Origin of the sequence: Streptomyces sp. NBC_00433 (genome assembly GCA_036015235.1) — a bacterium.
Lineage (GTDB): Bacteria > Actinomycetota > Actinomycetes > Streptomycetales > Streptomycetaceae > Actinacidiphila.
This window is the reverse complement of the sequence record CP107926.1, coordinates 8,013,948-8,040,634: the sequence shown is the minus strand read 5'-3', so window position 1 is coordinate 8,040,634 and position 26,687 is coordinate 8,013,948. Positions and strand designations below refer to the sequence as shown.

The following is a 26,687-nucleotide window of genomic DNA, read 5'->3' as shown; positions in this document are numbered from 1 at the left end:
GGTCAGGGGCGGCGCAGAGCCTCCCGGCGGCGCCGTTCTTCCTCGAAGAGCCGCAGGAACTTCTGCGTACTCTCGTCCAGCTCCTCCGCCGAGGAATCCTCCTCGTCCCGCGGCACGCCCTGCGCACGCAGCTCACGGTCCTGGACCATGACCGGCGGCACGGGATCGGGGTCGGAGGGCCGGGGGCCCTCGGGCCCGTCCGGCCCGAGGCGGACCAGGCGTTCGACGCGGACTATGCGGAAGTGGCGCCCGGCGACGTCGAGTTCGTCGCAGCGCTCGGCGTCGAGCCGATCGGCCGCGTCGTTGTAGACGGCGCGCTGCTCGGCGGTGAGGTCGCGCTGCCAGGGGACCATGACGCGCAGCTGCATGGCCAGGCCGTCGCGCGCGGACTGCGGCGTCGTGGCGGTGCCGCTGGAGCCGGGCCGCCACTGGTCGCCCTCGCGCTCGGCGGTCATGAAGGTGGCGGGCAGGAGCACCCCGCCGGGGTAGGCGACCGCGGCGCTGCGCGAGTCGTCGCGCACGGCGCTCGGCACCGTCCCGTGTTTGCGCAGGGCGGCGAGGAGTTCGGCCTTGAGTATGCCGTCGGAGACACCCGTGGCGTCGTAGGGGTCGATGATCAGGCCCGCGGCCGGGTCGTGCCCGTCGTAGGACTCGCCGGGCTCGCTGGGGTCGGGGTCGGTGACGCGGGGGGGTTCTGGGCCGTCGGGGCCCATGCGGATGAAGCGCTCGGCCCGGACGAGGCGGTAGCGGCATCCGCAGACGGTGAGGTCGTTGAGCGCCTCCCAGTCGAGCAGTTCGCCGGCGGCGTGGTATTCGGCGGCCTGTCTCGGGTCGCCGCTGTCGCGGGTCTCCTTGGCGACGCGGCGGAAGTACGAGCCGAGGCCGTCCCTGGCGTCCTGCGGGGCGAGGCCGCTGAAGTAGGGCTGGAGCACCCAGCCGCCGGGGGGTCTTTCGCGGGCGACTCCGAAGACCGGGCCGCCGGCGAAGAGCATGGAAGGGTACGTCTTGCGTGCCTTCCACGCCTCCACGTCGGCGAGTGCCGCGACCGGGGACTCCGGGGCGGTGACCGGGATGGTCCGGAGGGCGGTGGTGTCGTCGGCGGAGAACTCCATGGCACCAGAATGCCCATCCGTCGCGGCGGTCGGCGGTGGTTCTGTGAAAGGCGCAATCGAGGAGGCGCCGTTGTCGTATTCTCCGCACACTCCAGGGCCCGTCGTCGGGGGCGTCTGAGGGCTGTCCCGTAATCCGCGGTGGACCAGCGCGCGGCGTCAGACGCGGTACATCGCAAGGCGAAGGGCCGCCCTCATACCGGGTCGTGTTCGGGCGAGCCCGACAACGCAGCGAGGTGCCGTAGCTGTCGTCGCGCGCCCGCCGGGGATCAGCGGGACAGCCCTCAGTGGCCGCCGAGCATCTGGCCGATCCCCTCGGGGGAGAGCAGGTGCTGGACGGCGAGGCGTCGGGCGCCCTCGATGCCGGCCCGGCGGCCGAGCAGGGTGGTCTCGATGGCGACGGTGCGGGTGGCCAGCGGCAGGGCGCGGCGGTAGACGGCGGCGCGGATGTCGGCGAGCAGGTCGTCGTGCAGGCTGGCGATGCTGCCGCCGAGCACGATGGTGTCGGGGTTGTAGAAGCTGACCAGCGTGGCGATGACGTCGCCGAGCCGCTGGGCGGCCAGCCGGACCTGGCGGCGGGCCAGCGGGTCGCCTGCGGCGACCAGCCGGACGACGTCGGCGGCGTGTTCGGCGGGCAGGCCCGCCTCGCGGAGGGTCGCGGCGATGGCGGCGCCGGAGGCGACGGCTTCGACGCAGCCGGTGTTGCCGCAGTGGCAGAGCACCTCGTCGTGGCCGGGCAGCCGGATGTGGCCGATGTCGCCGGCGGCGCCGGTCGCGCCGCGGTGCACGACGCCGCCGGAGACGATGCCGCAGCCGATGCCGGTACCGACCTTGACGTAGAGCAGGTGCGCGGTGGCCGGGCGGTGGCCGTACTCGCCCAGGGCCATCATGTTGACGTCGTTGTCGACCAGGACGGGGGCCCGGTAGCGGTCGGCGAAGAAGGACGGTACGCGGTAGCCGTCCCAGCCGCGCATGATCGGCGGGCGGATGACCGTGCCGGTGCTGGCCTCGACCGGTCCTGGCAGGCCGATGCTGATGGCCCGTACGTGCTCGGCGGGGTGTCCCGCGTCGGCGAGCAGCCGGCCGAGCTGCTTGTGCAGGCCGGTGAGGACGGCTTCGGGGCCGTCGTTGATGTCGAGGTCCTCGGTGGCCTCGGCGAGGACGGTGCCGCCGAGGTCGGCGACGGCGACGGTGCTGTGGGTGGCGCCGAGGTCGACCGCGCCGACCACGGCGTTGGCGGAGGCGAGCCGCAGGGTGAGCGGGGGCCGGCCGCGTTCGGTGGCGACGGTGCCGGTCTCGACCAGCAGGCCCTTGGCGATCAGCAGGTCGACGCGCTGGGCGACGGCGGCGCGTGACAGGCCGGTGGCGGTGGCGAGTTGGGCGCGCCGGGTGACGCCGCCGGCCACCAGGCCGGCGAGTTCGCTGAGCGCGGTCAACTGCCGGTCGCTTGTTGCGGTCACCTCGGGGGCTGCCTTTCGTCGGGCTGTCGTCCGGCGTATTTATGACAGAAGTTAGCGTAAATCTTGCCATTGTCAACCGAAACATCGATGGCTAGCGTTTCAAGCAAGCGGAATGGGAGGCCATTTGTGGGCGGTATGTCAACGACCGCGTCGCATTCGTCACTGCGTACGGCGATAGCCGGCGTGGGGATGATCGGACGTGTGCATCTGGACGCCGTGCGCCGCACCGGTGCGCCGGTGGTCGGCGTGAGCGCCTCGACCCCGGCGCGGGCCAAGGAGGCGGCGGCCGCGCTCGGCGTGGAGCGGGCCTTCGACACCTCGGAGGAGCTGGTCACCAGCGACGACGTCGACGTGGTGCACATCTGCACGCCCAACGACGCGCACGCCGGCCTGGCCGAACTCGCCCTGCGGGCCGGCAAGCACGTGGTCTGCGAGAAGCCGCTGACCACGTCGTCGGCGACCGCGGACGCGCTGGCCGCGCTCGCGGCGGAGTCCGGGCGGGTGGCCGCGGTGCCCTTCGTCTACCGCTACCACCCGATGGCGGCCGAGGCGCGGGAGCGGGTGCGGGACGGCCGGGCCGGCGACGTACGGCTGGTGCACGGCCACTACCTGCAGGACTGGCTGTCGCTGCCCGGCGACACCAACTGGCGGGTCGACGCGGTCGCCGGCGGCCCGTCCCGGGCCTTCGCCGACATCGGCTCGCACTGGTGCGACCTGGTCGAGTGGGTGACGGGGCACCGGATCGGCGAGCTGACCGCGGCCAGCCGGACGCTGGCCAGGGACGGCGGGGTACCGGCCACCGAGGACGCGGTGCAGCTGCTCTTCCGCACCGACCGCGGCGCCACCGGCACGGTGACGGTCTCGCAGATCTCGCCCGGCCGGAAGAACCGGCTGTGGTTCGAGGTGGACGGCAGCGCCACGTCGCTGGCCTTCGACCAGGAGAACCCGGAGACGCTCTTCGTCGGCAGCCGCGGGGAGAATGCCGTGGTGCAGCGCGACCCCGCCGTGCTGTCCCCCGCCGCCGCCCGCCTGTCCGTGGTGCCCGGCGGGCACCCGATGGGCTATCTCGACTGCTTCGCCGCCTTCGTCCGCGATGTGCACGCCGCCGTCCGCGAGGACGGCACCGGTGGGGCCTTCCCCACCTTCGACGACGCCGCCCGCATGGTGCGCCTCACCGAGGCCGTACTGGAGTCGGCGGCGGACCGGTCCTGGAAAGAGGTCTCCTGACATGAAGCTGGGCTTTCTGACCGCCTGCCTTCCGCAGCTGCCGCTCGACGAGATCGCCGCGTGGGCGGCCTCGCACGACTACCAGGCGCTGGAGGTGGCCACCTGGCCGTCCACCGGGTCACGGGACTTCGAGGCCAGCCACATCGACGTCACCGCCTTCGGCAAGCGGCAGGCCGACGAGGTGCGCGCGCTGTTCGACCGGCACGGGCTGACCCTGTCGGCGCTGGCCTACTACGAGAACAACCTGCACCCCGACACCGCCCGCAGGTCCGAGATCGCCGCCCACGTACGGGCGAACGTCGACGCGGCCGCGCTGCTCGGCGTGGACTACGTCGGCACCTTCATCGGCCGCCACCCGGGCCTTTCGGTGAAGGAGAACATCGCGCTGGCCGAGCGCGAGCTGCCGCCGCTGGTGGAGTACGCCGGCGAGCGCGGGGTGCGGATCATCATCGAGAACTGCGTGATGGAGGGCTGGCACCCCGACGGCTACCCGGGCAACCTGGCCTACTCCCCCGAGCTGTGGGAGTGGATGTTCGGCCTCGGGCTCTACCTCAACTACGACCCCTCGCACCTGCTGTGGCTGGGCATCGACCCGGTGGCCGCGCTGCGCCCGTACGTCGACCGCATCCCGCACGCCCAGGCCAAGGACGCCCAGCTCGACCCGCGGGCCAGGGACCGCTACGGCTTCTTCGGCCGTACGGTCGAGCGCGCCGACGGCTGGGACAGCGGCTGGTGGCGCTACCGGGTGCCGGGGCTCGGCGACGTGGACTGGCGCCGGATCGTGGACACGCTCTACGAGGGCGGCTTCACCGGGGTGCTGTCCGTCGAGCACGAGGACCCCGTGTGGAGCGGGGACACCGCCAGGACCACCCAGGGGCTGGAGATCGCCCACCGCACTCTGCGCCCGCTCATCGTGGGCTGACACGCCAAGACCGCACCCGCGGCTCCGCCGGGCCGCACCCGCTCCGCCCGCACCGCACCTGCCGCATTTCCAGGAGGCATCGTTTCGATGGCAACGCCCCTGAGCATCCAGCTCTACACCCTCCGGGACCAGATGGCCGCCGACCGCGACGGCACGCTGACCCGGCTCGCCGAGATCGGCTACCGCTCGGTGGAGCCCTACGACCCGACCGCGGACCCGGCCGGCTTCCGCAAGACCGCGGACGAGCTGGGGCTGAGCGTCACCAGCACGCACGCGTACGCGCTGTTCAGCAAGGACGCCGGGGAGGTGTTCGACGCGGTCGGCACCGTCGGCACCGACCTGGCGATCATCCCCGGCGGGATCGACCACGACGAGTTCACCACCCGCGACGGGCTGCGGCGGGTCGCCGACCAGCTCAACGGCTTCGCGGCCAAGGCCGCCGAGCACGGGATGCGGATCGGCTACCACAACCACTGGTGGGAGATCGAGCCGCGCTTCGAGGGCCGTACCGCCCTGGAGGAGCTCGCCGACCTGCTGGCGCCCGAGGTCTTCCTCGAGGTCGACACCTACTGGGCGGCCGTGGGCGGCGCCGACGTGCCCGAGCTGCTGCGCTCGCTGGGCGACCGGGTGCTGGCGCTGCACGTCAAGGACGGCCCCGGCGTCAAGGGCGAGCCGCACACCGCGGTCGGGCAGGGCGTCATCGACGTGCCGTCGATCCTCGCGGGGGCGCCCGACGCGGTGCGGATCGTCGAGCTGGACACCTGCGCGGGCGACGTCTTCGAGGCCGTCGCCGAGAGCCACGCCTACCTGACGGCACTCGAGGGGCGGTCATGACCAACGGTCCTGTCGGGATCGCTCTGATCGGCGCCGGGGTGATCAGCAAGCAGTACCTGACGGCGCTGTCGACCTTCCCCGACGTGAAGGTGCTCGCGGTCGCGGACCTGGACGTCGAGCGGGCCAAGGCCGCGGCCGAGGCCCACGGGGTGCCCGCGGCGGGCGACGTCGGCTCGGTGCTGGCGATCCCCGAGGTCGAGATCGTCGTCAACCTCACCATCCCGGCCGCCCACGCCGAGGTCGCGAGCGCGGCGCTCCAGGCCGGCAAGCACGTCTACGGCGAGAAGCCGCTGGCGCTCGCGCCGGCCGACGGGGCGAAGATCCTGGCCGAGGCGCAGGCCGCGGGCCTGCGGGTGGGCAGCGCGCCGGACACCTTCCTGGGCGCCGGACTCCAGTCCGCCGCGCGGGCGGTGGCCGCCGGGGTGATCGGCGAGCCGGTCGCGGTGACCGCGGTGACCCAGGGCCCGGGTCCGGAGAGCTGGCACCCGAGCCCGGAATTCCTCTTCCAGTACGGCGCCGGGCCGCTGTTCGACATCGGCCCTTACTACCTGACGGCGCTGGTCGCGCTGTTCGGCCCGGTCAGCCGGGTGTCGGCGACGGCCCGGCAGGCGCGCGCCGAGCGGGTGATCGGCTCGGGACCGAAGGCGGGCACGTCCTTCGCGGTCGAGGTGCCGACGCATGTGCAGGCGCTGCTGGACTTCGCGAGCGGCCCGAGCGCGTCGGCGACCTTCAGCTTCGACTCGTCGGTGCCGCGCCGGATGATCGAGATCACCGGCACCGAGGGCACGCTGTCGCTGCCCGACCCGAACACCTTCGCGGGGCCGCTCCAGGTCCAGGCGTTCGGCGAGGAGACCTGGCGGGACCTGCCGGTGACCGGCTCCCTCGCGGGCCGCGGCACGGGCGTCCTGGACATGGCCCGCGCGATCCGCGGCGGCACCGGGCACCGCGCGTCGGGCGAGCTGGCGCAGCACGTGCTGGAGCTGATGTCCACGATCACCGAGTCCGCCGCGCAGCACACCGTCCTCCCGCTGGAGTCCGGCGCCCCCGCGGTGCCGGTCCTGCCGGAGGCCTGGGACCCGGTGGCGGCGACGCTGACCTGACGCGGCGCCGCCGCCACCGAGGACCGCGTCACGCGGCCCGATACGCCCGGCCGGCCCACCCGTGGGGGGATGGGTCGGCCGGGTTCTCTCCGTCCCCGACCGCCCGCGCCGAGGCCGGCGGGACGCGGGAAGGGGCCGGCCCGGGACGCTGCGGTCCCGGGCCGGCCCCTTCCTGTCGCGCTGTCCCTTACGGGTAGCTGGTCAGGTCCGTCACCTGGTGGCCGCTGTTGACGGCGGCACCCGTGGTGTTGATGACGTGGCCGATGGTGCCGGTGCCGCCCAGCGAGACGGTCACCATGTCGTGGAACTTCACGCCGGAGGTGTTGGGCACCTGGAAGGCGTTGGCGGAGACCACCGACGGGTTGGCGCTGAAGTAGCAGTAGCTGCCCAGGCCCCAGGCCTCGTGGCTGGTGACCGAGTCGGCGACCTTGTAGGCGGGGTAGCCCTGGGACGAACCGTTCATCCAGGAGCTCTGGTTGGGCGGGTCGTAGGGCATCTCGTTCTGGAAGAAGTACGTTCTGCCGCCCTGCCCGTTCCAGAGCACCTGGGTCTTCTGGAAGTGCTCCACGAACAGGCCGTACGCCGTCACGTTGGCGCCGTTGACGACCAGGCCGGTGTCCGCGGTGTTGGTGCCCCAGCCGACCGTGCCGCCGTTGCCGTGGTCGGCCCGCCAGATCCAGGTGTGGTCGATGATCGTGTTGCCGCTGTTGATCACCAGGGACTGGGTGGCCTTGCCGACGGTGGCGCCGCCGATCCGGAAGAAGACGTCGGACAGGCTGGTCGGGTCGGCCGCGTGGTTCGCGGACGAGCCGGCCGGGCCGATCTGCATCAGCTGCTGGGAGTTGGTGGTGCCCGCGTCGATCAGCAGGCCGGCCAGCTTGACGCCGTCCACGTCGGAGGTGCTGATCGCGGTGATCCCGTTGTCAGGCACCAGGGTGGCCAGGCCCATGCCCAGCACGACGGTGTCGGGGCGGGTGATGTTCAGCGTCTGGTTGAGGTGGTAGACGCCGGGGGTGACCAGCAGGTTCTTGCCCGCCGCGAGGGCCGCGTTGATGTCGGACGCGGTGGCGCCGGGCTTGACGACGTAGAACTGGTCGATCGACAGCGACTGGCCCTGCGGGGTCTTGCCGCTCCAGGTGGTGCCGGAGGCGTTGGACTGCAGGGCGGGCACGAAGACCTGGTATTTGCCGGCGCTGTCGATGTACAGGAACGGCTTCTCGCGGATGGTGGGCGAGGAGGCGACCGTGGTGTAGGTCGGGAAGGACTGGGCGGGGGCGCCCTGGTCGCCGACGAAGACCATGTTCCAGTTGGAGCCCGACCAGCTGCCCATCGTCGAGTCCCGCGTGAGGAACTGCTGCTGGGAGCCGGAGCGGATCTGGCCGTCGACCTTGGTGTCGGAGATGAAGCCGCCGCTCGACCAGCCGCCGTCGTCCAGCGCGAGGTTGCCGCGTACGTGCATCCGCCGGTAGGGCGCTGCCTGCGAGACGGCCCAGCGGTCGGTGCCGCCGGTGGGGTTGACCGACATGTTCTCGGCGTCCCGCCAGAAGTTCTGGGTGGCGTTGCCCTGGAACCAGTCGGCCTCCGCGTGCACGGCGCCGTTGATGGTGACGTCGTCGGGGCTCAGGCCGAGGCCCGCGACCTGGGTGTAGAAGCCGACGTTGACGTCGGCGCTGTAGGTGCCGGGCTTGAACAGCACGGCGTAGCGCTGGCCGCCGAACTGGTTGGTCTGCTGCTGGTTGAAGACGGTGTTCAGCCGGGACTGGATCGAGGACGCCGACATCGACGGGTCGAAGGTGACCACGTTGGGCCCGAGGTCGGGGTCGCCGCCGGAGGGCGGCGGGGTGGTGGTGCCGCCGCCGGAGCCGCTGACGTTGAAGGACTGCGCCGCGCTGCCGTTGCAGGTGTACTGCTGGAGCTGGACGCTGTCGGCGGTGGAGGCGCCGGGCACGTCGAGGCACTTGCCGCTGTTGCGGTTGACGAAGTGGAAGGCGCCGCTGGACTCGGCGACCGGCTGCCACTGCTGGTTGGCGCCGCCGCCGTACAGCCACAGCTGGGTCAGCGCGCTGTCCGCGGTGGACACGTCGGTGACGTCCCAGACCTGGCTGGGGGCCGAGGCGACGCCGATCCGGTAGTAGCCGCTGTCGGTGGCGGTGAACTGCCACTGCTGCGCGGTGCTGCCGTTGCAGGTGTACTGCTGGACGGCGGTGCCGTCGGCGGTGGCGGCGGCACGGGCGTCCACGCACTTGCCGCTGCCGACGCCGGTCACGGTGGCCGGGGCGGTCGGGATGGTCGCGGCCCCGGCGTCGGGGGCGGAGACCAGTGCGATGCCTGCGCCGACCGGTATCAGGAGCGCCGCCGCGAGGGCGGCCGTTCGTCTCCGGTGGCGGGGGGTGCGGGCCGGCGTGCCGGGCCCGGCGGGTACCTGGGTCACACGAGTCTCCTCGTCGCGTTGTGGGGTCGCGATGCGGTCTGGACGCTAGGGGCCGCCTGTCGGGGAGTCAATACACATCAAAAAATAAGTCGTGAATTATGCGGTGACAGCAAGAGCCGGGCACCAAGGCCCGGCCCTGTGCGGTGCGTTGCGGCGCTGGTCAGGCGTCCAGGACGTTGGTCACGAGCAGTCCGATGATGATGAAGCCGACCACGATCCGGTAGATCACGAAGGAGTTGAAGGAGTGCCGCGCGACGAAGCGCAGCAGCCAGGCGATGGACCCGTAGGCCACCACGAAGGACACCAGGGTGCCGACGCCCAGCGCGGTGGTGCTCACCCCGCCGCCGGTGGCGTCCTTCAGCTCGTAGAGCCCGGCGCCGGTGAGCGCGGGCAGGCCGAGGAAGAACGACAGCCGGGTGGCCGCCAACCGGTCCAGGTCGCGGATCAGCCCGGTGGAGATGGTCGCGCCGGAGCGGGAGAAGCCGGGGAAGAGCAGCGCCAGGATCTGCGAGCTGCCGACGTACATGGCGTCCTTGAACGTCACGTCCTGCTCGCCGCGCTTGAACCTGGCCATCTGCTCGGCGACCCACATCACTATGCTGCCGCCGATCAGTGACAGGGCGACCACCCACAGCGACCCCAGCGGTCCGTCGATCAGCCGCTTGGCCGCCAGGCCGACGATCACGATCGGGATCGTGGAGTAGATCACCCACCAGGTGAACTTGTAGTCGTGGTTGTCGCGCTCCGCGCGGTTCGTCAGCCCGCGCAGCCAGGCGCCGACGAACCGCATGATGTCCTTGAAGAAGTAGACGAAGACCGCGGCGATCGCGCCGACCTGGATCACCGCGGTGAAGCCGACGACGGCGTCGTCGTCCACCTTGATGTTCATCAGGCCCTCGGCCAGCTTCAGATGCCCGGTGGAGGAGACCGGCAGGAATTCGGTGACCCCTTCCACGACTCCGAGGATGACGGCCTGGCCGACGCCGATGGCACTCATGGGTGGTCCTGTCCCCTGGTCTGCCGGTACTGGCCCGGCCCGCTCCGACTACAGTCCGACTACATTCGCGTAGACGTCGGTGCGACTTTAGAGGATCGGCGGCCGGACCCCGAATCCGGGGCGGCCCGGCCGCCGGACCGCTTTCCTCGACCGGACAGGCTCTAGCAGGCGCCGAGATCCTGCCATACGCCCCACTCACCGGTGGTGCCGGGGGTCTCGCCCGTCGTCCACCACTTGGCCTTCCAGGTGTGGCCGCCGTACGAGACGGTGTTGCCGCCGACGTAGACCGCCGTGCTGTTCCACGGTGTCGCGGTGCAGCCGGTGGTGCCGCCGGTGATCTTCAGCGTATAGGTCGCCGAGTGGCTGACGCCCGCCGCCGTACCGGTGACCGTCAGGGCGTAGCTGCCGGAGACCGCGGAGGCGGTCGTGGACACCGACAGGGTGGCGTTGCCGCCCGCGGTGACCGAGCCGGGGCTGACCGAGGCGGTGACCCCGGCCGGGGCGCCGCTGACCGACAGCGACACGGACTGCGCGGAGCCGCCGGCGACCGCGGTGTGCACGCTGGAGGTGGCCGAGCCGCCCGCAGTGACCGTGGCGGACGCCGGGGACAGCGACACCGAGAAGTCGTTGGCCGGCGGCGGGGTGCTGCCGCCGTTGAACGGCTCGAAGGTGTGGCTGAACTGCCAGGTGCTCTGGGTGGTGCCCGAGCAGCTGTCGGAGCCGCCCTGGCCGGGGCAGCCGCCGTTGTCGCGCTGCAGCGCCCAGAAGGACAGGGTGTTGATGCCCTTGCTCACGGCCCAGTTGTAGACCGAGGTGGCGTTGGCGGTGGTGAAGGTCTCGGCGGCGCCGAAGTCGTCGATGCCGGGCATCTCGGTGACGCCGACCATGTTCCACAGCTGCGCGTCGGTCTTCGAGGGGTAGAGGACGGCGAGCTGGTCGTGCAGGCCCTGGGCCGCGGTCTGCGTGTCGTTGGCCATGTTGTGGCTGGCGTTGTCGTAGTAGTCGAACGTCATGATGTTGACGACGTCGAGCTTGACGCCGTTGCCCACCGCGTTCTGCAGTACGGCCAGGCCGCTGCCGGAGCCGACGGAGCCGCCCTCCAGACCGTGGGTGGTGGTCGGCAGGGTGTAGGAGAACTGGATCGGGCGGCCGTTGCCCGCCGCCCAGTCCTGCACCATCTTGACGGCCTTGTTGCGGCGGTCGATGCCTGCCGAGTTGGTCAGCGAGTTGTCCTCGATGTCCAGGTCGATCCGGCTGATGTCGTAGGTCGTGATGACCTTCTCGTACGCGGCGGCGATCGAGCTGACACTGGTGCAGCTGTCGGCGATCTCGGTGCCGCCGTTGTCGGCCGCGTAGCCGCCGAAGGACGGGATGACGTTGCCGCCGCCGGCCTGGATGGTGTGGATGTCGGCGCCGAAGTTCGCCTGGGCGATCGGCATCGAGCTGTCGCCGTTCCAGTACGGGGTGCAGGAGCCGGCCGACTGGGTCTGGATGAAGGCCATTGTCAGGTACTTGTTGCCCGAGGCCGAGGCGAGGCCGGAGAGGCTGTCGCCGTTGTAGGCCTCGAAGTACGGCGCCGCTATGTGGCTGGGCAGCGCGGTGGCCGCGTGCGCGGCGCCGGAGCCGGTCAGGGCGAGCCCTGCCGAGGCGGCGGCGGTGACGACGCCGGTGAGCAGTGCGCGGAAACGGGGTCTGCGAACGGGTCCGGTCATGGACCGCGCTCCTTCCAGGTGGGGGGATCAGCAGACGGCGGTCTGCTGGTCTGGACCAATACTGCTGGTCTGGACCACCCAACTGTCAAGAGTCCTAACAGATAATGGGGTTGGACCACCCGGGGACCGAATCCGGCCTTTCCGGCACCCGGTGGCACAGCGGTCACCGCCGCACCGGGGCGGGCGCGGCGGTGACCAGTCGCGACGGCGCCGTGCCGGTCAGCGGCCCCAGCTGGTCAGCGCGAGCGCGGGAACGAACCGCGAGGCGTCCAGCGTGCCGACGCCGGTCGCCATGTCGTAGCCCTTCACCGCGGTGTAGCCGGTCACGCCGTCGTAGGAGTTGTTCGTGCCGTCCTTGACGTCCACGACGCCGCTGAATTTGGTGTTGCCCTTCGCCAGCGCGTACAGCGCCCGGTGGATGTCGCCCACCCGGTGCCCGCCGAGCTGGTCGGCCAGCGCGATGACGCCGGAGAAGAGCGGGCCGGCCTCGCTGGTGCCGCCGTAGACGTCCCAGCCGGTGGCCGTCGGGTCGTAGCTGGAATACACCCACGCGCCGCCGTCGACCGCCGCGGCCATCGAGATGTCCGGGGTGCCGCGCCGGGCGCCGACCACGCTCTTGACGCCGTTCTGGTACGAGGGCCGGCCGAAGACGTGCGACCGGCCGCCGCCGCCCGCTCCGTAGTCGTTGTAGACACTGTCCGGCGCGACGCGGTTGCCCGCGTCGTCCAGGTGCAGCTGGGTGCCGCCTATCGAGGTGACCAGCGGGTCCGCCGACGGCCAGGAGTTGACCGGATACGGGTAGTCCGTCTCGCCGTCCGCCATCGCGTCGGTCGCGCCGCCGTCGCCCGAGGAGGCCAGCACCGTCACACCGTGCCTGGCTGCGTCCTGGAAGGCGTACCGCAGCTTCTGGATGCTGGAGAAGTCGCCCTCGCCGAAGCCCGGGAAGGTGTTCTCGGTCGCCCCGAAGCTCTGGGTGATCACGTCGCCCACCCCGTGGTCGACCAGGTATTTCTCGGCGTCCATCATCTCCGGCAGCCCGGTGACGCCCTCGGTCTCGGCGACCCCGGTCTCCACCAGCACGATGTGCGCGTCGGGCGCGACCGCGTGCGCCATCTCGACGTCGAGGGTGCTCTCGCCGGCCCATCCGGTGTGGTCCGGGTTCGTCGGGTCGAACGGCGGCACGTCGCCCCACCTGACGACCCGCACCTTGGAGCTCTTGATGCCCCACTGGGCGCTGTAGACGTCCAGGTCGTGCTGGATCGTCGGCGAGCCGAACGAGTCCACGACGACGATGGTGCGGCCCCTGCCCGTGACGCCGGCGCGGTAGAGCGGGTTCAGGCCGTACGCCTGCCGGTACTGCAGCGGGCTGTAGCAGTTGACACCCCAGGCCGCCTGGCACTGTGCACTGCTCAGCGGGCTGCTCACCCCGTGGATCAGCCGGTGGCCGGCGACCGCGGGGACCGGCTTGACGGCCGGCAGGCGACCGGCCGGCGCGGCTGCCGCCGCACCGCCGATCGGAGCGGCTATCAAGGCGGCGGCGGTGAGGGCGGTGGCCCCGGCCGCCGCGACCGCGGCGGTGGACCGCGGACTGACTCTGCGCATGGACTCTCCTTGTGTGGAGGACGACCGCACGAGACGGATGATGCGATCACATCCACAGAACATGCCCGGGACAAGAGCCTTCGCCGTTTTCCGTAGGGTCGTTCTACCCGGATGGCCCTCCCTTTGCGCTTCCATGGCCATGACATGACTGGGCGTCGGTTTACGTGCCGTCAGGACATGCCGGATCCGCGGGCGGCGCCCCCGGCCCCGGTCAGGACACGACGTCCTTGGTGCGGAAGCCGCGGAAGGCCAGCGCGGTCAGCACGATGGCGTACGACACCGACACCGACGCGCCCTGGAGCATGCCGGTCCACTCCAGCGACGGCTGCAAGGCGTCGGCCCAGGAGAACTGCCAGTGCGCGGGCAGCACGTCCCGCCAGGAGCCCAGCGCGGTCACCGCGTCCAGCACATTGCCGACGATGGTCAGCCCGACCGCGCCGCCGACCGCGCCCAGCGGCGCGTCCGTCTTCGTCGACAGCCAGAACGCCAGCGCCGCGGTGACCAGCTGGCTGACGAAGATGTACGCCACCGCGATCGCCAGCCGCGGCAGCGCGTCGCCGGCGCCCAGCGCCCCGCCGGTGGGCAGCTCCAGGTCGCCCCAGCCGTACGCCACCGTCCCGGCCGCCAGCGCGACCGCGGGCAGCAGCACCAGCGCGACCGCGCTGAAGCCCAGCGCCACCGCGAGCTTCACGCTCAGCAGCCGGGTCCTGGGCACCGGCGCCGCCAGCAGATAGCGCAGGCTCGACCAGCCCGCCTCCGAGGCGACCGTGTCACCGCAGAACAGCGCGACCGGCACCACCAGCACGAAGCCCGCCGAGACGAACAGGCAGGTCGCGGCGAAGTTGCCGCCCGAGGCGGTGGCGGTGTCGATCAGGGTGGGGCCGTTGCGCCCGTCCTTGGGGGTGCCGCCGATCGCGAAGGCGGTGATCAGGATGAACGGCAGCGCCGCCAGCAGCGCCGCCACGATCATCGTGCGGCGCCTGCGGAGCTGCCTGCGGGCCTCGACCCGCAGCCGCAGCGTACGGCCGGGGCGGTAGCCGGCCGCGGCGGCGCGCGAGGGCGCCGGGGCGGGCACGGGGGCGGGGGGTGCGGCGCTCATGCCGAGCCTCCGATCAGGGTCAGGAAGGCGTCCTCAAGGCGGCGGTGCGGCCCGACCCGGGCCACCGGCACGCCCAGCCGGACGAGTTCGGCCACGAATCGCGCCGGGGTCAGCCCGTCGAGCACCGCGAGCAGCCCGTCCTCCTCGCGGACCGCGGTGGCCACCCCGGGCAGCTCGGCGACCTTGTCGACCACGCTCTGCGGCACCTCGCCGTCCACGCCGACCAGCACGGTGTCGGCCGAGCCGATGATGTCGGCGACCGGGCCCGCGGTGACCAGCCGCCCGCGATCCATCACCACCAGATGCGTACAGCTCTGCTCGACCTCGGCCAGCAGGTGGCTGGAGACGATCACGGTGCGCCCGGCGGCCGCGTAGCGGATCAGGACTTCGCGCATCTCGCGGATCTGCGGCGGGTCGAGGCCGTTGGTCGGCTCGTCGAGGATCAGCAGGTCGGGCAGGCCCAGCATGGCCTGCGCGATGGCGAGGCGCTGCCGCATGCCCTGCGAGTAGGTGCGCACGGCCCGCTCCAGCGCCTCGCCGAGCCCGGCGATCTCCAGCGCCTCGGGCAGCATGGCGTCCTGCGGCGGCCGCCCGGTGGCCTGCCAGTAGAGCTCCAGGTTGGCCCGGCCGGTCAGGTGCGGCAGGAAGCCGGCGCCCTCCACGAAGGCGCCGAGCCGGGAGAGCACCGGCGCCCCCGGGCGCACCGCCTCGCCGAACACCCGGATCTCGCCGTCGTCGGGGCGGATCAGCCCCATCAGCATCCGCAGGGTGGTGGTCTTGCCCGCCCCGTTCGGCCCGAGCAGGCCGAGCACCTGGCCGGGCTCCACGCGGAAGGACAGGTCGCGGACGGCGTAGCGGTCGGCGGACTTGGCGTAGCGCTTGCTCAGCCCGGTGATCTGCAACGGCACCGCGGCCAGCGCCGGGTCGGCGGGCCGCGGGCGCACCCGGCGGCGGCCGGTGAGCAGCAGGACCGCCGCGACCAGCAGCGCCAGCGGCGGCAGCCCCCAGGCCCACCACGGCAGCGCGGCGGCGGCGTCGCTGAGGTCGCTGTCGACGGGCACGGTCAGCTCGGGCGAGACCAGCGACACGCTCACGCTCGCGGGCGCGGCCGGCGAGGCGTAGCCCATGTCGGTCGTCGCCAGCACCAGGCGCATCCGGTGGCCGGCGGCGAAGTCGTGGTCGACGGCGGGCAGTTGCAGCGTCACGGTGCTGCCGGCCCGCGATCCCGGCACCCTGACGGGGGCGGCGAGCGCGGCGGGCAGCACCTCCTTGCCGCCGGGCGCGACGTCGTAGAGCTTGCCGAAGAGCACCGCGTCGGGCGCGCCGGTGGCGACCCGTACGGTCACGGTCGGCGCCCCGGTCAGATGGGTGCCGCCGGTGAGCGGCGCCGAGTCGAACCGCGCGTACTGCCCGGGGATGTCGAGCGACAGGCCCGCGCCGAGCGAGGACAGCTCGCTGACCGCGCCGGAGCCGGGCACCGCTGAGACCGCGGGCGGCGCCCCGCCCGCCGGGTTGGTGATCCGCTGCTCGCGGCCGGTCAGCTCGATCCGGGCGGCCTTCGTACCGTCGAGTCCCGGGTAGCTGTCGCCGCCGGCGCCGCGCAGCACCACGCTGCCGTCGGTGGAGTTCAGGCCGCCGGTGCGGGTGACGCGGAAGGCGGGGCCCGTCCCGGCGCCGGTGTCGCGCTTGAGGTAGTGGTCGAACCACGCGGTGACCCGGGCGTCGACCCGGGCGTCCTCGGTGTCGCCGCCGTCGTGGCCGCCGGCGATCCAGTCCACGGCGACGGGTGCGCCGTTCGCCCTGATCGCCTTGGCCATCTCGTCGGACTGGGCCAGCGTGAACAGCGAGTCGGTCTGGCCCTGCACGATCAGCGCGGGGACCTTGATACGGGACGCGACCGCGGCCGGGCTGAGCGCTTCGAGCTGGGCGCGGGCCGCGGCGTCCGGCCGTCCCGCGGTGGCGACGCGCTGGTAGAGCGTGCAGACGGTGGGGGCGAAGCGGCCGCACAGGGGGTCGGCGGGTGCGGCGCCCGCCGCCGGGGGCGCCTTCGGCGCGGCCCCCGGGAGCGCGGCGGAGCCCGAGGAGAAGAAGATGCCGGACCACAGCTTCTTGTAGACGTCGTTCGGGAAGAGCGCGTCGGCGAGGTTCCAGTACGTCTCGCGCGGTGCGATCGCGTCGACCCGGCGGTCGTGGCCGGCGGCCAGCAGCGAGATCGCGCCGCCGTAGGACACGCCCGAGACGCCGACCCGCGGGTCGCCGGGCGCGTCCAGCTCCACGTCGGGGCGGGCGGCCAGCCAGTCGATGAGCCGGGAGACGTCGGCGACCTCGCCGTCGGGCGCGTTGAGCCCGATGGTGCCGGTGGAGGACCCGAAGCCGCGGGCCGACCAGGTCAGCACGGCATAGCCGTGCCTGGCCAGCGACTCCGCCTGGCCGCGCACGTCGGCCTTGCTGCCGCCGAAGCCGTGGCCGAGCAGGACCGCGGGTCTGCGGGCGCTGCCGCCGGCGGTGAAATACGAGGTGTCCAGGCGTACGCCGCCGGCGCCGGCGAGCATCGCGTCACTGCGGTGCACGGCCGTGCCCCCGCCGGTCGCCGCGGCGGTGCCCGCAGCCGCGCCACCCGCCGCCAGAACCGCGAGCACCCCCGCCCCGGCCAACCACCGCCTGCGCCGCGGCCATCGAAGATCCATCCTTCGATCCTAGGCGTGGGCGGGCGGGCGGCCCGGACAGGGGCGGTGGTTTCCCCGGCTTTTCACAGACGGCGGTGCCCCGGGGCCGGGGCGGTCGCGGTGATCGCGAATGGCGGGGGCGGGGCGGGACGGCGGAATCCGGCAAGTCCCTGAATTTCGGGGGGAGTTGATCTCCGATGCGGCGCGGGCGCCCCGGCGGGCCGGAGCCGGCGGCTGATTCGATCAAGGATTCTCACGGCCGGGGGATTCGCACGGCCGGCGCAAGCCTGCGGTCGGCGCGACCGGATTTTCCCGGAGAATGCGCCACGCCGTGGTGGCGCATTCTCCGGACGTTCTTCCCTGCCGGTGCCGCTCGGCGCTGCCGGGCCGGTCAGCGGTGCGTCGAGGTGCCGCGCTTGCGGGTCCAGAACACCAGGCCGCCGCCCACGACGACGACGGCCGCGGCGATACCCGCGATCATCGGCGTGGCATTGGAGCTGCCGGTCTCGGCGAGGTCGCCGCTGCCGGTGGCCGACGTGGTGTCCGCGACCACCGGGGCGTTGGTGGTGTGGGTCGGCGCCGGGGTCGTGGTCGCCGTGGTCGGCGGGGTGGTGGACGGCTTCACCGGCGGCTTCGGCTTGTCGCACACCGGCGAGACCTTGGTCTCGTCCAGGTTGTATCGCTCGCCGTCACCGGCCTTGACCACAAGGTGCAGGCTGACGGGGGCGTCGTGCGGGGGCAGCGCGTCCTGGTAGTGGAAGGAGCCCCCGAAGCTCGGGGTGTCGACGAGCGCGCCCTCGCCGCCGACGATGGTGAGCGTCACCGAGTTGGTGACGCTCGCCGTGTACGCCGTCAGGTCGACCTTCACCGAATCGCAGGTGACCGACCAGACCGGCGTATGGGCCGAGGCCGGCGCCGCCAATACCGCGGAACCGATCATGGCGGCCATTCCGGTCGCCGCTATGGCCGCGTATCTCCTGCGGCCCTGAACCTTCAGTCTCATGAACCCTCCCATTGCGGGCGGGACTTCGCCCGTACGGCCCCACCCGCCGAATTGCCGTGGGACCGGGACGATACACCCTGCCCTTCCGCGGGCTTTCACCGGGCGGCGCCCTTACGAATTCCGTAGCGAATTCAGTGGAGTTATCGCCGGTCGGGGATGTCGGTGCCGGGGGGTACGGTGCCAGGGCGGCACCGAACCGGGAGGGAGCCCCATGGGCAGCGCGCTGACCGCGGCACAGCGGCGGGCGGTCACCGGCTCCGACCCGGCGACCGGGCGGCTGGCCGCCAGGGCCGACGTGTGCGCCGCGCTCGTCGCGCGCGGCCTCGCGGTGCCGCACGGCCGCGCCGGGCACCACAGCTACTACCTGTCGCCGCAAGGGCTGCGGCTGCGGGCCGACCTGACGGCGGCCAGGCCCGACGTCCCGGCGCCCGGCCGTCCTGCGCCCGCCGCCGACGCCTTCGCCGCCGACGACGGCACGGGGGCCGCGCCGCCCGGCGGGGCGCGGCGGGCCGCCGAGGTGGCGACCGCCTGGGAGGGCCTGCTCCGGATCCGGGCGCTGCTGCTGGACGGCGCCACTGACGTGCCGGCCCCCTGGGAGCGGGACCGGGCGGTGCACGCGGTCGCGCTGGCCCTTGAGGCGGGCGGCTGCCCGCCGGGCCGGGCGGACGGCGCCGGTTACGCGGTGACGGCCGGCGGCCAGGACGGCCTGCCCGAGGTCGCCTGGCACGGCGCGGCCGACCACGATGCGGCCGCGCGGGCGCTGTCCCGGTGCGCGCGACTGCTGGGCCGCTTCGGCTGGCAGTGCACCGAGCACCGCGCCCGCGGGGGCGCGCCCTTCCTGCTGGTGTCCCCGCGCAGGACCCGCTGACCTCCGCTCCCCCACCCGTCACAGCCCGGCCGGCGGCGCCGGGCGGCCCCGCTGCGTGCGGTCAGGAAATCACCGGCTCCGCCTCGCTCGATGACGGTTGGATGTCGTGAATATTGCGAGGAACTATCGCTGTTTTGCGCTGACTTATGGACTTACTGCGGCGACGCTCGTAGTGTCTCCAGCGCCCCGGCCGGGCGCTTTCATATCCCCCCACCCCCGAGCCGCAAGGACCTGCCTGTGTCGCACCCTCCGCACAGCCATCAGCCGACTCCTCCCACACCCCCCACTTCCCCGACCCCCCGACAGCGCGGGCGGATCGGGCGCCGCGGTCTCGCGGCGGTCCTGTCCTTCGCGGTGGCGGGCGCGGCCGCGCTGACCGCCGTCACGCTGGTGGGCGCCCCCACCGCGCACGCCGCGGGCGGTGTCCCCGCCCCGTCGCCCATCGGCATCTCCGGCCGCGGCGCGAACGTGCCGTTCAAGGAGCTGGAGGCCGAGTACGCCGCGACCAACGGCACGCTCATCGGCCCCGACCGCCTCTACGGCCACCTGCCGTCGGAGGCCTCGGGCCGCCAGGCGGTCACGCTCAACGCGGTCGGCCAGTACGTGGAGTTCACGCTCACCGCGCCGGCGAACGCGATGTCTCTGCGCTACAGCCTGCCGGACACCTCGGACGGCAAGGGCCGTGACGCCGCCCTGGACGTGCAGGCCAACGGGCAGTCGGTCAAGACGCTGTCGGTGACCTCGAAGTACAGCTGGTACTACGGGGGTTACCCGTTCAACAACAACCCGGGCGACACCAACCCGCACCACTTCTACGACGAGGCGCGGGCGAAGTTCGCCGCCACCTACCCGGCGGGCACCAAGATCCGGGTCCAGGTGACCTCGACCGCCCAGTCGCCGACCTTCACCATCGACCTGGCCGACTTCGAGCAGGTCGGCGGGGCGATCTCCAAGCCCTCGGGGGCCATTGACGCGGTCGCCGACTACGGCGTCGACCCGACCGGTGCCACCGACACGACCGCGAAGATGCAGGCGGCGGTCGACGCGGGCAAGGCGCAAGGCAGGGTCGTCTACGTCCCGCAGGGCAACTACACGCTCTACAGCCACGTGATCGTGGACGGCGTGACGGTCCAGGGCGCCGGCCCCTGGTACACCGTCTTCGGCGGCCGCGACCCGGTGAACCGGTCCAGCGCGGCCGGTTTCTACGGCAAGTACGCCAACCAGGGCGGCCCGAGCACCAATGTGCAGCTCAAGGACTTCGCCATCATCGGCGACATCCGCGAGCGCGAGGACAACGACCAGGTCAACGGCATCGGCGGCGCGATGTCCAACTCCACCGTCGACGACCTGTGGATCCAGCACGTCAAGGTCGGCGCCTGGATGGACGGTCCGATGGACCACTTCACCATCAAGAACAGCCGGATCCTGGACACCACGGCCGACGGCGTCAACTTCCACATCGGTGTGACCAACTCGACGGTCACCAACACCTTCGTGCGCAACGTCGGTGACGACGGCCTGGCCTCGTGGCCGGAGAACGTGCCGAACGTGAACGACAGCTTCGACCACAACACGGTCGTGCTGCCGATCCTGGCGAACAACATCGTCACGTACGGCGGCAAGGACTTCAATCTGTCCGACAACGTGATGGCCGACACCATCAGCAACGGCGGCGGCCTGCACATCGCCAACCGCTACCCGGGCGTCAGCGCCGGCCAGGGCACCGCGGTCGCGGGCACCGTCACCGCGGCCCGCAACACCCTGATCAGGACCGGGAACAGCGACTACAACTGGCAGTTCGGCGTCGGGGCGATCTGGTTCGACGGCCTCCAGGGCAAGGTCGACGCCAACATCCAGATCACCGACACCGACATCCTCGACAGCTCCTACGAGGCCATCCAGTCCATCGAGACCGGTGTCACCGGCGTCACCTTCAAGAACGTCAACATCGACGGGGCCGGCACCTACGCCATCCAGGCGCAGGCCGCCGCGAACATGACGTTCATCAACGTCAAGGCCAAGAACATCGGGCAGGCAGCGACCCCGATCCACAACTGCGTCGGCACCAGCCTGCAGATCACCGACGGCGGCGGCAACTCCGGCTGGAACACCGGCCAGACCTGCACCGGCACCTGGCCGACGCCGATCTGGACCAACGGCGGTGTGCCCACCGGCGGCAGCGGCGGCACCACCGGCGGCGGGACCACGCCGCCGACCACACCGACCACCACCCCGCCGACCACTCCCACGACGACCCCGCCGACCACCACGCCGGCGAACACCAACCTGGCGCGCGGGCGGAGCGTGACCGACACCGGCCACGCCGACGTCTACACCGCGGGCAACGCCGTCGACGGCAACGCCAACACCTACTGGGAATCGACCAACAACGCCTTCCCCCAGTCCATCACCGTCGACCTCGGCTCCGCACAGACCGTCGGCCGCGTCGTGATCAAACTCCCCCCGGCCACCGCCTGGGCCACCCGCACCGAAACCCTCTCCGTCCTGGGCTCCACCAACAACAGCACCTGGACCACCCTGAAGTCCTCCGCCGGCTACACCCTCAACCCCGCCACCGGCAACACCGCCACCATCACCCTGACCCCCACCGGCACCCGCTACCTGCGGCTCACCGTCACCGGCAACACCGGCTGGCCCGCCGGACAACTCTCCGAACTGGAGGCCTACGCGTCCTAGGCCGGAGGCGCCCAGGTCCTGGGCGCCTTCACCGCGCGCCGGGGTGGCGATTAAGGTCGATCACCATGGAATACCGTCACCTCGGCCGCAGCGGCCTGATCGTCAGCGAGCTCGCCTACGGAAACTGGCTCACCCACGGGTCCCAGGTGGAGGAGGACGCGGCTACCGCCTGCGTCCGGGCCGCCCTGGACGTCGGCATCACCACCTTCGACACCGCGGACGTCTACGCGCAGACCCGCGCCGAGTCTGTACTCGGCCGGGCCCTCAAGGGCGAGCGCCGCGAGAACCTGGAGATCTTCACCAAGGTCTTCTGGCCGACAGGCCCCGGTCACAACGACCGGGGCCTGTCGCGCAAGCACATCATGGAGTCGATCGACAACTCGCTGCGACGGCTCCAGACCGACCACGTCGACCTTTACCAGGCGCACCGCTACGACCGGTTCACGCCGCTGGAGGAGACGATGGAGGCCTTCGCCGACGTCGTGCACTCCGGCAAGGCGCACTACATCGGCGTCTCGGAGTGGACCGCGGACCAGATCCGCCGCGGCCACGCGCTGGCGCGCGAGCTGCACATCCCGCTGGTGTCCAACCAGCCGCAGTATTCCGCGCTGTGGCGGATCATCGAGGGCGAGGTCGTCCCGACCTCGGAGGAGCTGGGCCTCGGCCAGGTCGTCTTCTCGCCGGTCGCCCAAGGCGTGCTCACCGGCAAGTACCTGCCAGGCCGGCAGCCGCCGGCCGGCTCCCGCGCCACCGACGACAAGGGCGGCGCCAACATGATCAGCCGCTGGATGCAGGACGACATCCTGGAGCGCGTCCAGCAGCTGAAGCCGCTGGCCGCCGACGCCGGCCTGTCCCTCGCCCAGCTCGCGGTCGCCTGGGTGCTGCAGAACCCCAACGTCTCCGCCGCGATCGTCGGGGCTTCCCGCCCCGAGCAGGTCGCGGAGAACGCCAAGGCCGCCGGCGTCCGGCTCGACGCCGAGGTCATGGCGAAGATCGAGCAGATCCTGGAGCCGGTCGCGGTGACGGACCCGCTGAAGGTCCACGAGAACGTGCCGACGGCCCGCCCGTAGCACCGGGTCGGCGCGCCCACCGGTACGCGGCGGCCGTGGCGGTAGTCTGACTACAGACCTGTAGTCATTCACTGCCGCGGCCGGCGCGTACGGCCGCGTCCCCGGTGCCGGGAAGGGGACCACCCGCGCGATGACCCTCCGCCCGCCCTGGTCCCGGCTGGTGTGGCCCGCAGCCTTCGCCCTCGCCTTCTGCCTGCTGGCCTGGCTGGTGCTGGCCAGGCACGGCACACCGTACGGCTTCGACACCGGGCCGCACCGCTGGTCGGTCGCCCACCGCCCGCAGGGCGCGGCGGCCGCAGCGCGGGCCGTCACCGGCATCGGGACGGGACCCTGGCCCTATCTGGCCGCCGCCCTCGGCGGCTGGCTGGCGGGCGGCGGCAGGCTGCGTACCGCGGGGCGGGCGGCGCCGCGGGTGGCGGTGCTCGCCGTGCTCGTGCTGCTGGCCGGCCAGGCGCTGCGCACCCTGCTCGCGGCGGCGCTGCACCGCGCCAGGCCGCCCGCGGCCGACTGGGTGGCCCACGCGTCGGGGCACGCCTTCCCCTCCGGGCACACCGCGTCCAGCGCGATGGCCGCCGCGCTGCTCGCCTGGGGCCTGCTGCGGGCCCGGCCCGACGCCCGGGGCCGGGCCGCGGCGGCGCTGTGCGGGCTGCTGGCCCTGGCCGTCGGCTGCACCCGGGTCTACCTGGGGGTGCACTGGCCGTCGGACGTCCTCGGCGGCTGGCTGTTCGCCGCGTGCTGGCTCACCGCGCTGCTGCCGCCGCTGGCCGCGTACGCCGACCGGACGGGACGACCGGACGGTCAGACCGACACGCCGTGAGCGCGGAGGTAGCGCAACGGGTCGATGTCGTCGCCGTAGACCGGGCCCGTCCTGATCTCGAAGTGCAGGTGCGGCCCGGTCACATTCCCGGTCGAGCCGGAGCGGGCGATCCGCTGGCCCTCGTTGACCTGCTGGCCGACCTTGACCGAGATCTGCGACAGGTGGCCGTACTGGCTGTAGTGGCCGTCCGCGTGCCTGATCACCACCTGGTAGCCGTACGAGCCGCCCCAGCCGGCCGTCACGACCTTGCCCTCGGCCACCGAGTGGACGGCGGTGCCGGTCGGGACCAGGAAGTCCATGCCGGTGTGGTAGCCGCTGGCCCAGTGGCTGCCCGACGCGTGGTAGGGCGTGCCGAGCGAGGCGTGCACCGGCAGGGTGTAGCCGCTGCGGTGCGGGGCGGCGGCCGGCTTGGTGTGCACGGAGACGGCGGTGGCGGTCTTCTTCGGGGCCGCCTTGGGCGCCGGCTTCGGTACGGCCTTGGGCGCGGGCCTGGCCGCGGGCTTCGGGGCCGCCTTCTGCACGGCCTTCACCGGCGCGGCCCGCGGGGTGGTCAGCGCGAGCCGCTGGCCGGGCAGGATCAGGTCGGGGTCGCCGCCGACGACCCCGCGGTTGTCGGCGTAGAGCTTCGGCCAGCCGCCCCTGACGTGCTGGTCGGAGGCGATCCCGGACAGCGTGTCGCCGGGGACGACCGTGTAGCGGTCGTGTGCGGCCGGCTTCGCCGGGGTCTTGGCCGCGGTCCTGGCCGGGGCCTTGGCGGGCGCCTTTTCCGCCGGGGTCTTCGCCGCGTGGGCGGTGTGCACCGGCGCGGGACGGATCTTCGCCGCGGGCACATGCACCTTGTGCGACGCGTCGGCCGCCTGCCGGGTCAGCCCGGCCCGCACCGAGCAGACCGGCCAGGCGCCGGGGCCCTGGCTGCGCAGCACCTTCTCGGCCACCGCTATCTGCTGGTTCTTCGTCGCCAGGTCGGCACGCGCCGCGTAGTTGCCGCCGCCGAAGGACTTCCAGGTGGAGGAGGTGAACTGCAGTCCGCCGTAGTAGCCGTTGCCGGTGTTGACGTGCCAGTTGCCGGACGACTCGCAGTTGGCGACCTTGTCCCACACCCCGGCCGACTCGGCGTGCGCGCTGCTCAGCCCGATCAGCGGGAGCGCGAGGCCGGCCCCGCCCGCGGTGACGGTCAGCGAGGCCTGGGAGACCCTGCTCGGGCGGTATCGGCGGTGGCGTCCGCGTAAGGGCATAGCACGAGTCCTCTCCAGGACCGGCCCGGAGCCGCGCTCGGCGACCGGGCTTGCCGTACGCCCGATTTGCCGGGCCGGGCACAGAGTAGGCCCGCCCCGGGCGAGCCACAAGGGCGCACGGCACGCGTACGCCCCCGGTACGCCGCCCTGCGCAGGCGGGGAATCACCGGCGCGCGAGGGCGTTGGAAGAAGAGTGAGTTCCGTACTGCGCGACACGCCGTTCTCGATCCTCGACCGGTCGAGGATCAGGGAAGGCGAGGACGGCTCGCGCGCCCTGCGCGAGACGGTGGCCCTCGCGCGGGAGGCCGAGGCCCTCGGCTACCACCGCTTCTGGGTCTCCGAGCACCACAGCGTGCCCGGCGTCGCCGGCTCCGCGCCCACGGTGCTGGCCGCCGCGATCGCCGCCGCCACCTCGCGGATCCGGGTCGGCACGGGCGGGGTGATGCTGCCCAACCACCAGCCGCTGGTGGTCGCCGAGCAGTTCGGCGTACTCGAATCGCTCTTCCCCGGCCGGATCGACATGGGCCTCGGCCGCTCGGTCGGTTTCACCGACGGGGTGCGGCGGGCGCTGGGCCGCGGCAAGGACGCGGCCGAGGCCTTCGGCGAGCAGGTCGGCGAGCTGCTCGACTGGTTCACCGGCGAGCAGACCGCCCACCGCGGGGTGCACGCCCTCCCGGCGGAGGGCCTGCGGCCCGCGCCCTTCCTGCTCGCCACCGGCAGCGGAGCCGACCTCGCCGCCGCGCTCGGGCTGCCGCTGGTCATCGCGGCGGTGCGCGGCGAGGACGCGATGCTGCGGGCGGTCGAGCGCTACCGGACCGCCTTCCGCCCCTCCCCCTGGGCCGCCGCCCCGTACGTCGTCCTCTCCGGCACGGTCGCCGTCGCCCCCACCGCCGAGGCGGCCCACCGCCTGCTCCTGCCAGAGGCCTGGTCGACGGCCTACTCGCGCACGCACGGTGTCTTCCCCCCGCTCCAGCCCGCCTCGACGGTCTCGTCCACGCCCATGACGGACCGTGAACGGTCCGCCTTCTCGGCGGCGCTGGCCGCCGGCCACCTGGCCGGCACGCCGTCCGACGTCGCGCCGGCGCTGGAGTCCCTGCTCCTGCGGAGCGGGGCGGCGGAATTCCTGGTGACGACCAGCACATATGACCGCCGTCGGCTTCTGGAGTCCTACCGCCTCCTGGCCACTCTCCTCACCTGACCCCTCGCGCCCCACCGGCGCCCCGCCCCCGGGGACCGGCCCCCGCCGCCCCGCGCCTCCGGAACCAACCACCGGGGGCGCCCCTTCCCGTGCGGGCGACTCTCAGGGGCGCGGGGCCGCACCTGATCTGCGGCTGACGCCGCGCCGGCGCGACCAGCCCCCACCCACCGTCGTATGACGACGGACCGCCACCACCCCAGCGGCGCGGGGCCGCACCTGATCTGCGGCTGACGCCGCGCCGGCGCGACCAGCCCCCACCCACCGTCGTATGACGACGGACCGCCACCACCCCAGCGGCGCGGGGCCGCACCTGATCTGCGGCTGACGCCGCGCCGGCGCGACCAGCCCCCACCCACCGTCGTATGACGACGGACCGCCACCACCCCAGGGGCGCGGGGCCGCACCTGATCTGCGGCTGACGCCGCGCGGGCGCGACCAGCCGTCGGCTGGCTGCACGTCGCCACCGGCCGAAAGGGGCAGTCCGGTCCTCCCCCAGAGCTTCGCCTGGGGGTACCCCCATCTCGCTTCGCTCGGACCACCCGCCGGTGGTCGGCTGAGCGCGCAGTTCCCCGCGCCCCCGGGTGGCACCCCCTTGCCGAAAGGGACCGCAGCGCCACCGCGGCCCGCGGAAGGGGCACCC

The 26,687-nt window shown here is 72.8% G+C and carries 19 protein-coding genes; 9 read left to right on the top strand and 10 right to left on the bottom strand.

What is annotated here, in order from left to right; genetic code table 11:
- Positions 1-2 precede the first annotated feature (2 nt).
- Complete coding sequence (locus OG900_34770) at positions 3-1,112, bottom strand: DUF5954 family protein (GenBank protein ID WUH94805.1); 1,110 nt, start codon at positions 1,110-1,112, stop codon at positions 3-5.
- Positions 1,113-1,393: 281 nt separating this feature from the next.
- On the bottom strand, positions 1,394-2,569 hold the full coding sequence (locus OG900_34765) for an ROK family protein (protein WUH94804.1): 1,176 nt from the start codon (positions 2,567-2,569) through the stop codon (positions 1,394-1,396).
- A gap of 135 nt (positions 2,570-2,704) precedes the next feature.
- Between OG900_34765 and OG900_34760 the strand changes: the two genes are divergently transcribed.
- The 4 genes from OG900_34760 (at position 2,705) to OG900_34745 (ending at position 6,652) form a co-directional block, all read left to right on the top strand.
- A complete protein-coding gene (locus OG900_34760; protein WUH94803.1) occupies positions 2,705-3,796 on the top strand; it encodes a Gfo/Idh/MocA family oxidoreductase in 1,092 nt (363 codons plus the stop codon).
- A gap of 1 nt (position 3,797) precedes the next feature.
- The gene (locus tag OG900_34755; GenBank protein ID WUH94802.1) at positions 3,798-4,718 is read left to right on the top strand and encodes a sugar phosphate isomerase/epimerase; all 921 of its coding nucleotides are present in this window, start codon (positions 3,798-3,800) and stop codon (positions 4,716-4,718) included.
- A gap of 87 nt (positions 4,719-4,805) precedes the next feature.
- Positions 4,806-5,552 carry a sugar phosphate isomerase/epimerase gene (locus OG900_34750; protein ID WUH94801.1) on the top strand — a complete coding sequence of 249 codons (747 nt, stop codon included), beginning with the start codon at positions 4,806-4,808 and terminating at the stop codon, positions 5,550-5,552.
- Complete coding sequence (locus OG900_34745) at positions 5,549-6,652, top strand: Gfo/Idh/MocA family oxidoreductase (protein WUH94800.1); 1,104 nt, start codon at positions 5,549-5,551, stop codon at positions 6,650-6,652. Before OG900_34750 ends, OG900_34745 begins: the two co-directional genes overlap by 4 nt.
- 187 nt (positions 6,653-6,839) lie before the next feature.
- Here OG900_34745 and OG900_34740 read toward each other — a convergent pair whose 3' ends face one another.
- The 7 genes from OG900_34740 to OG900_34710 form a co-directional block, all read right to left on the bottom strand.
- Positions 6,840-8,999, bottom strand: coding sequence for an RICIN domain-containing protein (locus OG900_34740; protein WUH96031.1), 2,160 nt, complete (start codon positions 8,997-8,999; stop codon positions 6,840-6,842).
- A 244-nt stretch (positions 9,000-9,243) separates the two neighbouring features.
- The gene (locus OG900_34735) at positions 9,244-10,080 is read right to left on the bottom strand and encodes an undecaprenyl-diphosphate phosphatase (protein ID WUH94799.1); all 837 of its coding nucleotides are present in this window, start codon (positions 10,078-10,080) and stop codon (positions 9,244-9,246) included.
- 161 nt (positions 10,081-10,241) lie between these two features.
- Positions 10,242-11,792, bottom strand: a complete 1,551-nt coding sequence (locus OG900_34730) for a glycosyl hydrolase family 18 protein (GenBank protein ID WUH94798.1) — start codon at positions 11,790-11,792, stop codon at positions 10,242-10,244.
- 219 nt (positions 11,793-12,011) lie between these two features.
- A complete protein-coding gene (locus tag OG900_34725; GenBank protein WUH94797.1) occupies positions 12,012-13,394 on the bottom strand; it encodes a S53 family peptidase in 1,383 nt (460 codons plus the stop codon).
- 211 nt (positions 13,395-13,605) lie between these two features.
- The gene (locus tag OG900_34720; GenBank protein ID WUH94796.1) at positions 13,606-14,493 is read right to left on the bottom strand and encodes an ABC transporter permease; all 888 of its coding nucleotides are present in this window, start codon (positions 14,491-14,493) and stop codon (positions 13,606-13,608) included.
- Positions 14,490-17,180: an alpha/beta fold hydrolase gene (locus OG900_34715; GenBank protein WUH94795.1), complete on the bottom strand. Its 2,691-nt coding sequence runs from the start codon at positions 17,178-17,180 to the stop codon at positions 14,490-14,492. Before OG900_34715 ends, OG900_34720 begins: the two co-directional genes overlap by 4 nt.
- A gap of 370 nt (positions 17,181-17,550) precedes the next feature.
- A complete protein-coding gene (locus tag OG900_34710) occupies positions 17,551-18,162 on the bottom strand; it encodes an LPXTG cell wall anchor domain-containing protein (protein WUH94794.1) in 612 nt (203 codons plus the stop codon).
- Between the two features lie 211 nt (positions 18,163-18,373).
- Here OG900_34710 and OG900_34705 point away from each other — a divergent pair, with 211 nt between their 5' ends.
- The 4 genes from OG900_34705 to OG900_34690 all read left to right on the top strand — a co-directional run bounded on the left by OG900_34705 (position 18,374) and on the right by OG900_34690 (position 23,614).
- Positions 18,374-19,030 carry a hypothetical protein gene (locus tag OG900_34705; protein WUH94793.1) on the top strand — a complete coding sequence of 219 codons (657 nt, stop codon included), beginning with the start codon at positions 18,374-18,376 and terminating at the stop codon, positions 19,028-19,030.
- Positions 19,031-19,345: 315 nt separating this feature from the next.
- Positions 19,346-21,727, top strand: a complete 2,382-nt coding sequence (locus tag OG900_34700; protein WUH96030.1) for a discoidin domain-containing protein — start codon at positions 19,346-19,348, stop codon at positions 21,725-21,727.
- Positions 21,728-21,792: 65 nt separating this feature from the next.
- Entirely contained in the window at positions 21,793-22,797 is a 1,005-nt protein-coding gene (locus OG900_34695) for an aldo/keto reductase family protein (protein ID WUH94792.1), read from the top strand.
- 130 nt (positions 22,798-22,927) lie between these two features.
- Positions 22,928-23,614 carry a phosphatase PAP2 family protein gene (locus tag OG900_34690; protein WUH94791.1) on the top strand — a complete coding sequence of 229 codons (687 nt, stop codon included), beginning with the start codon at positions 22,928-22,930 and terminating at the stop codon, positions 23,612-23,614.
- Here OG900_34690 and OG900_34685 read toward each other — a convergent pair.
- On the bottom strand, positions 23,596-24,849 hold the full coding sequence (locus OG900_34685) for a transglycosylase family protein (protein WUH94790.1): 1,254 nt from the start codon (positions 24,847-24,849) through the stop codon (positions 23,596-23,598). The two genes, OG900_34690 and OG900_34685, sit on opposite strands and share 19 nt — an antisense overlap.
- Positions 24,850-25,042: 193 nt before the next feature.
- On the opposite strand from OG900_34685, the gene OG900_34680 reads away from it, so the two are divergent.
- Positions 25,043-26,047: an LLM class flavin-dependent oxidoreductase gene (locus OG900_34680; protein ID WUH94789.1), complete on the top strand. Its 1,005-nt coding sequence runs from the start codon at positions 25,043-25,045 to the stop codon at positions 26,045-26,047.
- Positions 26,048-26,687 lie beyond the last annotated feature (640 nt).

Coding starts and splice junctions, on each gene's coding strand:
- OG900_34770 (WUH94805.1), bottom strand. CDS start 1,112: ATGGAGTTCTCCGCCGACGACACCACCGCCCTCCGGACCATCCCGGTC.
- OG900_34760 (WUH94803.1), top strand. CDS start 2,705: ATGTCAACGACCGCGTCGCATTCGTCACTGCGTACGGCGATAGCCGGC.
- OG900_34755 (WUH94802.1), top strand. CDS start 3,798: ATGAAGCTGGGCTTTCTGACCGCCTGCCTTCCGCAGCTGCCGCTCGAC.
- OG900_34750 (WUH94801.1), top strand. CDS start 4,806: ATGGCAACGCCCCTGAGCATCCAGCTCTACACCCTCCGGGACCAGATG.
- OG900_34745 (WUH94800.1), top strand. CDS start 5,549: ATGACCAACGGTCCTGTCGGGATCGCTCTGATCGGCGCCGGGGTGATC.
- OG900_34735 (WUH94799.1), bottom strand. CDS start 10,080: ATGAGTGCCATCGGCGTCGGCCAGGCCGTCATCCTCGGAGTCGTGGAA.
- OG900_34730 (WUH94798.1), bottom strand. CDS start 11,792: ATGACCGGACCCGTTCGCAGACCCCGTTTCCGCGCACTGCTCACCGGC.
- OG900_34725 (WUH94797.1), bottom strand. CDS start 13,394: ATGCGCAGAGTCAGTCCGCGGTCCACCGCCGCGGTCGCGGCGGCCGGG.
- OG900_34720 (WUH94796.1), bottom strand. CDS start 14,493: ATGAGCGCCGCACCCCCCGCCCCCGTGCCCGCCCCGGCGCCCTCGCGC.
- OG900_34715 (WUH94795.1), bottom strand. CDS start 17,180: ATGGATCTTCGATGGCCGCGGCGCAGGCGGTGGTTGGCCGGGGCGGGG.
- OG900_34710 (WUH94794.1), bottom strand. CDS start 18,162: ATGAGACTGAAGGTTCAGGGCCGCAGGAGATACGCGGCCATAGCGGCG.
- OG900_34705 (WUH94793.1), top strand. CDS start 18,374: ATGGGCAGCGCGCTGACCGCGGCACAGCGGCGGGCGGTCACCGGCTCC.
- OG900_34695 (WUH94792.1), top strand. CDS start 21,793: ATGGAATACCGTCACCTCGGCCGCAGCGGCCTGATCGTCAGCGAGCTC.
- OG900_34690 (WUH94791.1), top strand. CDS start 22,928: ATGACCCTCCGCCCGCCCTGGTCCCGGCTGGTGTGGCCCGCAGCCTTC.
- OG900_34685 (WUH94790.1), bottom strand. CDS start 24,849: ATGCCCTTACGCGGACGCCACCGCCGATACCGCCCGAGCAGGGTCTCC.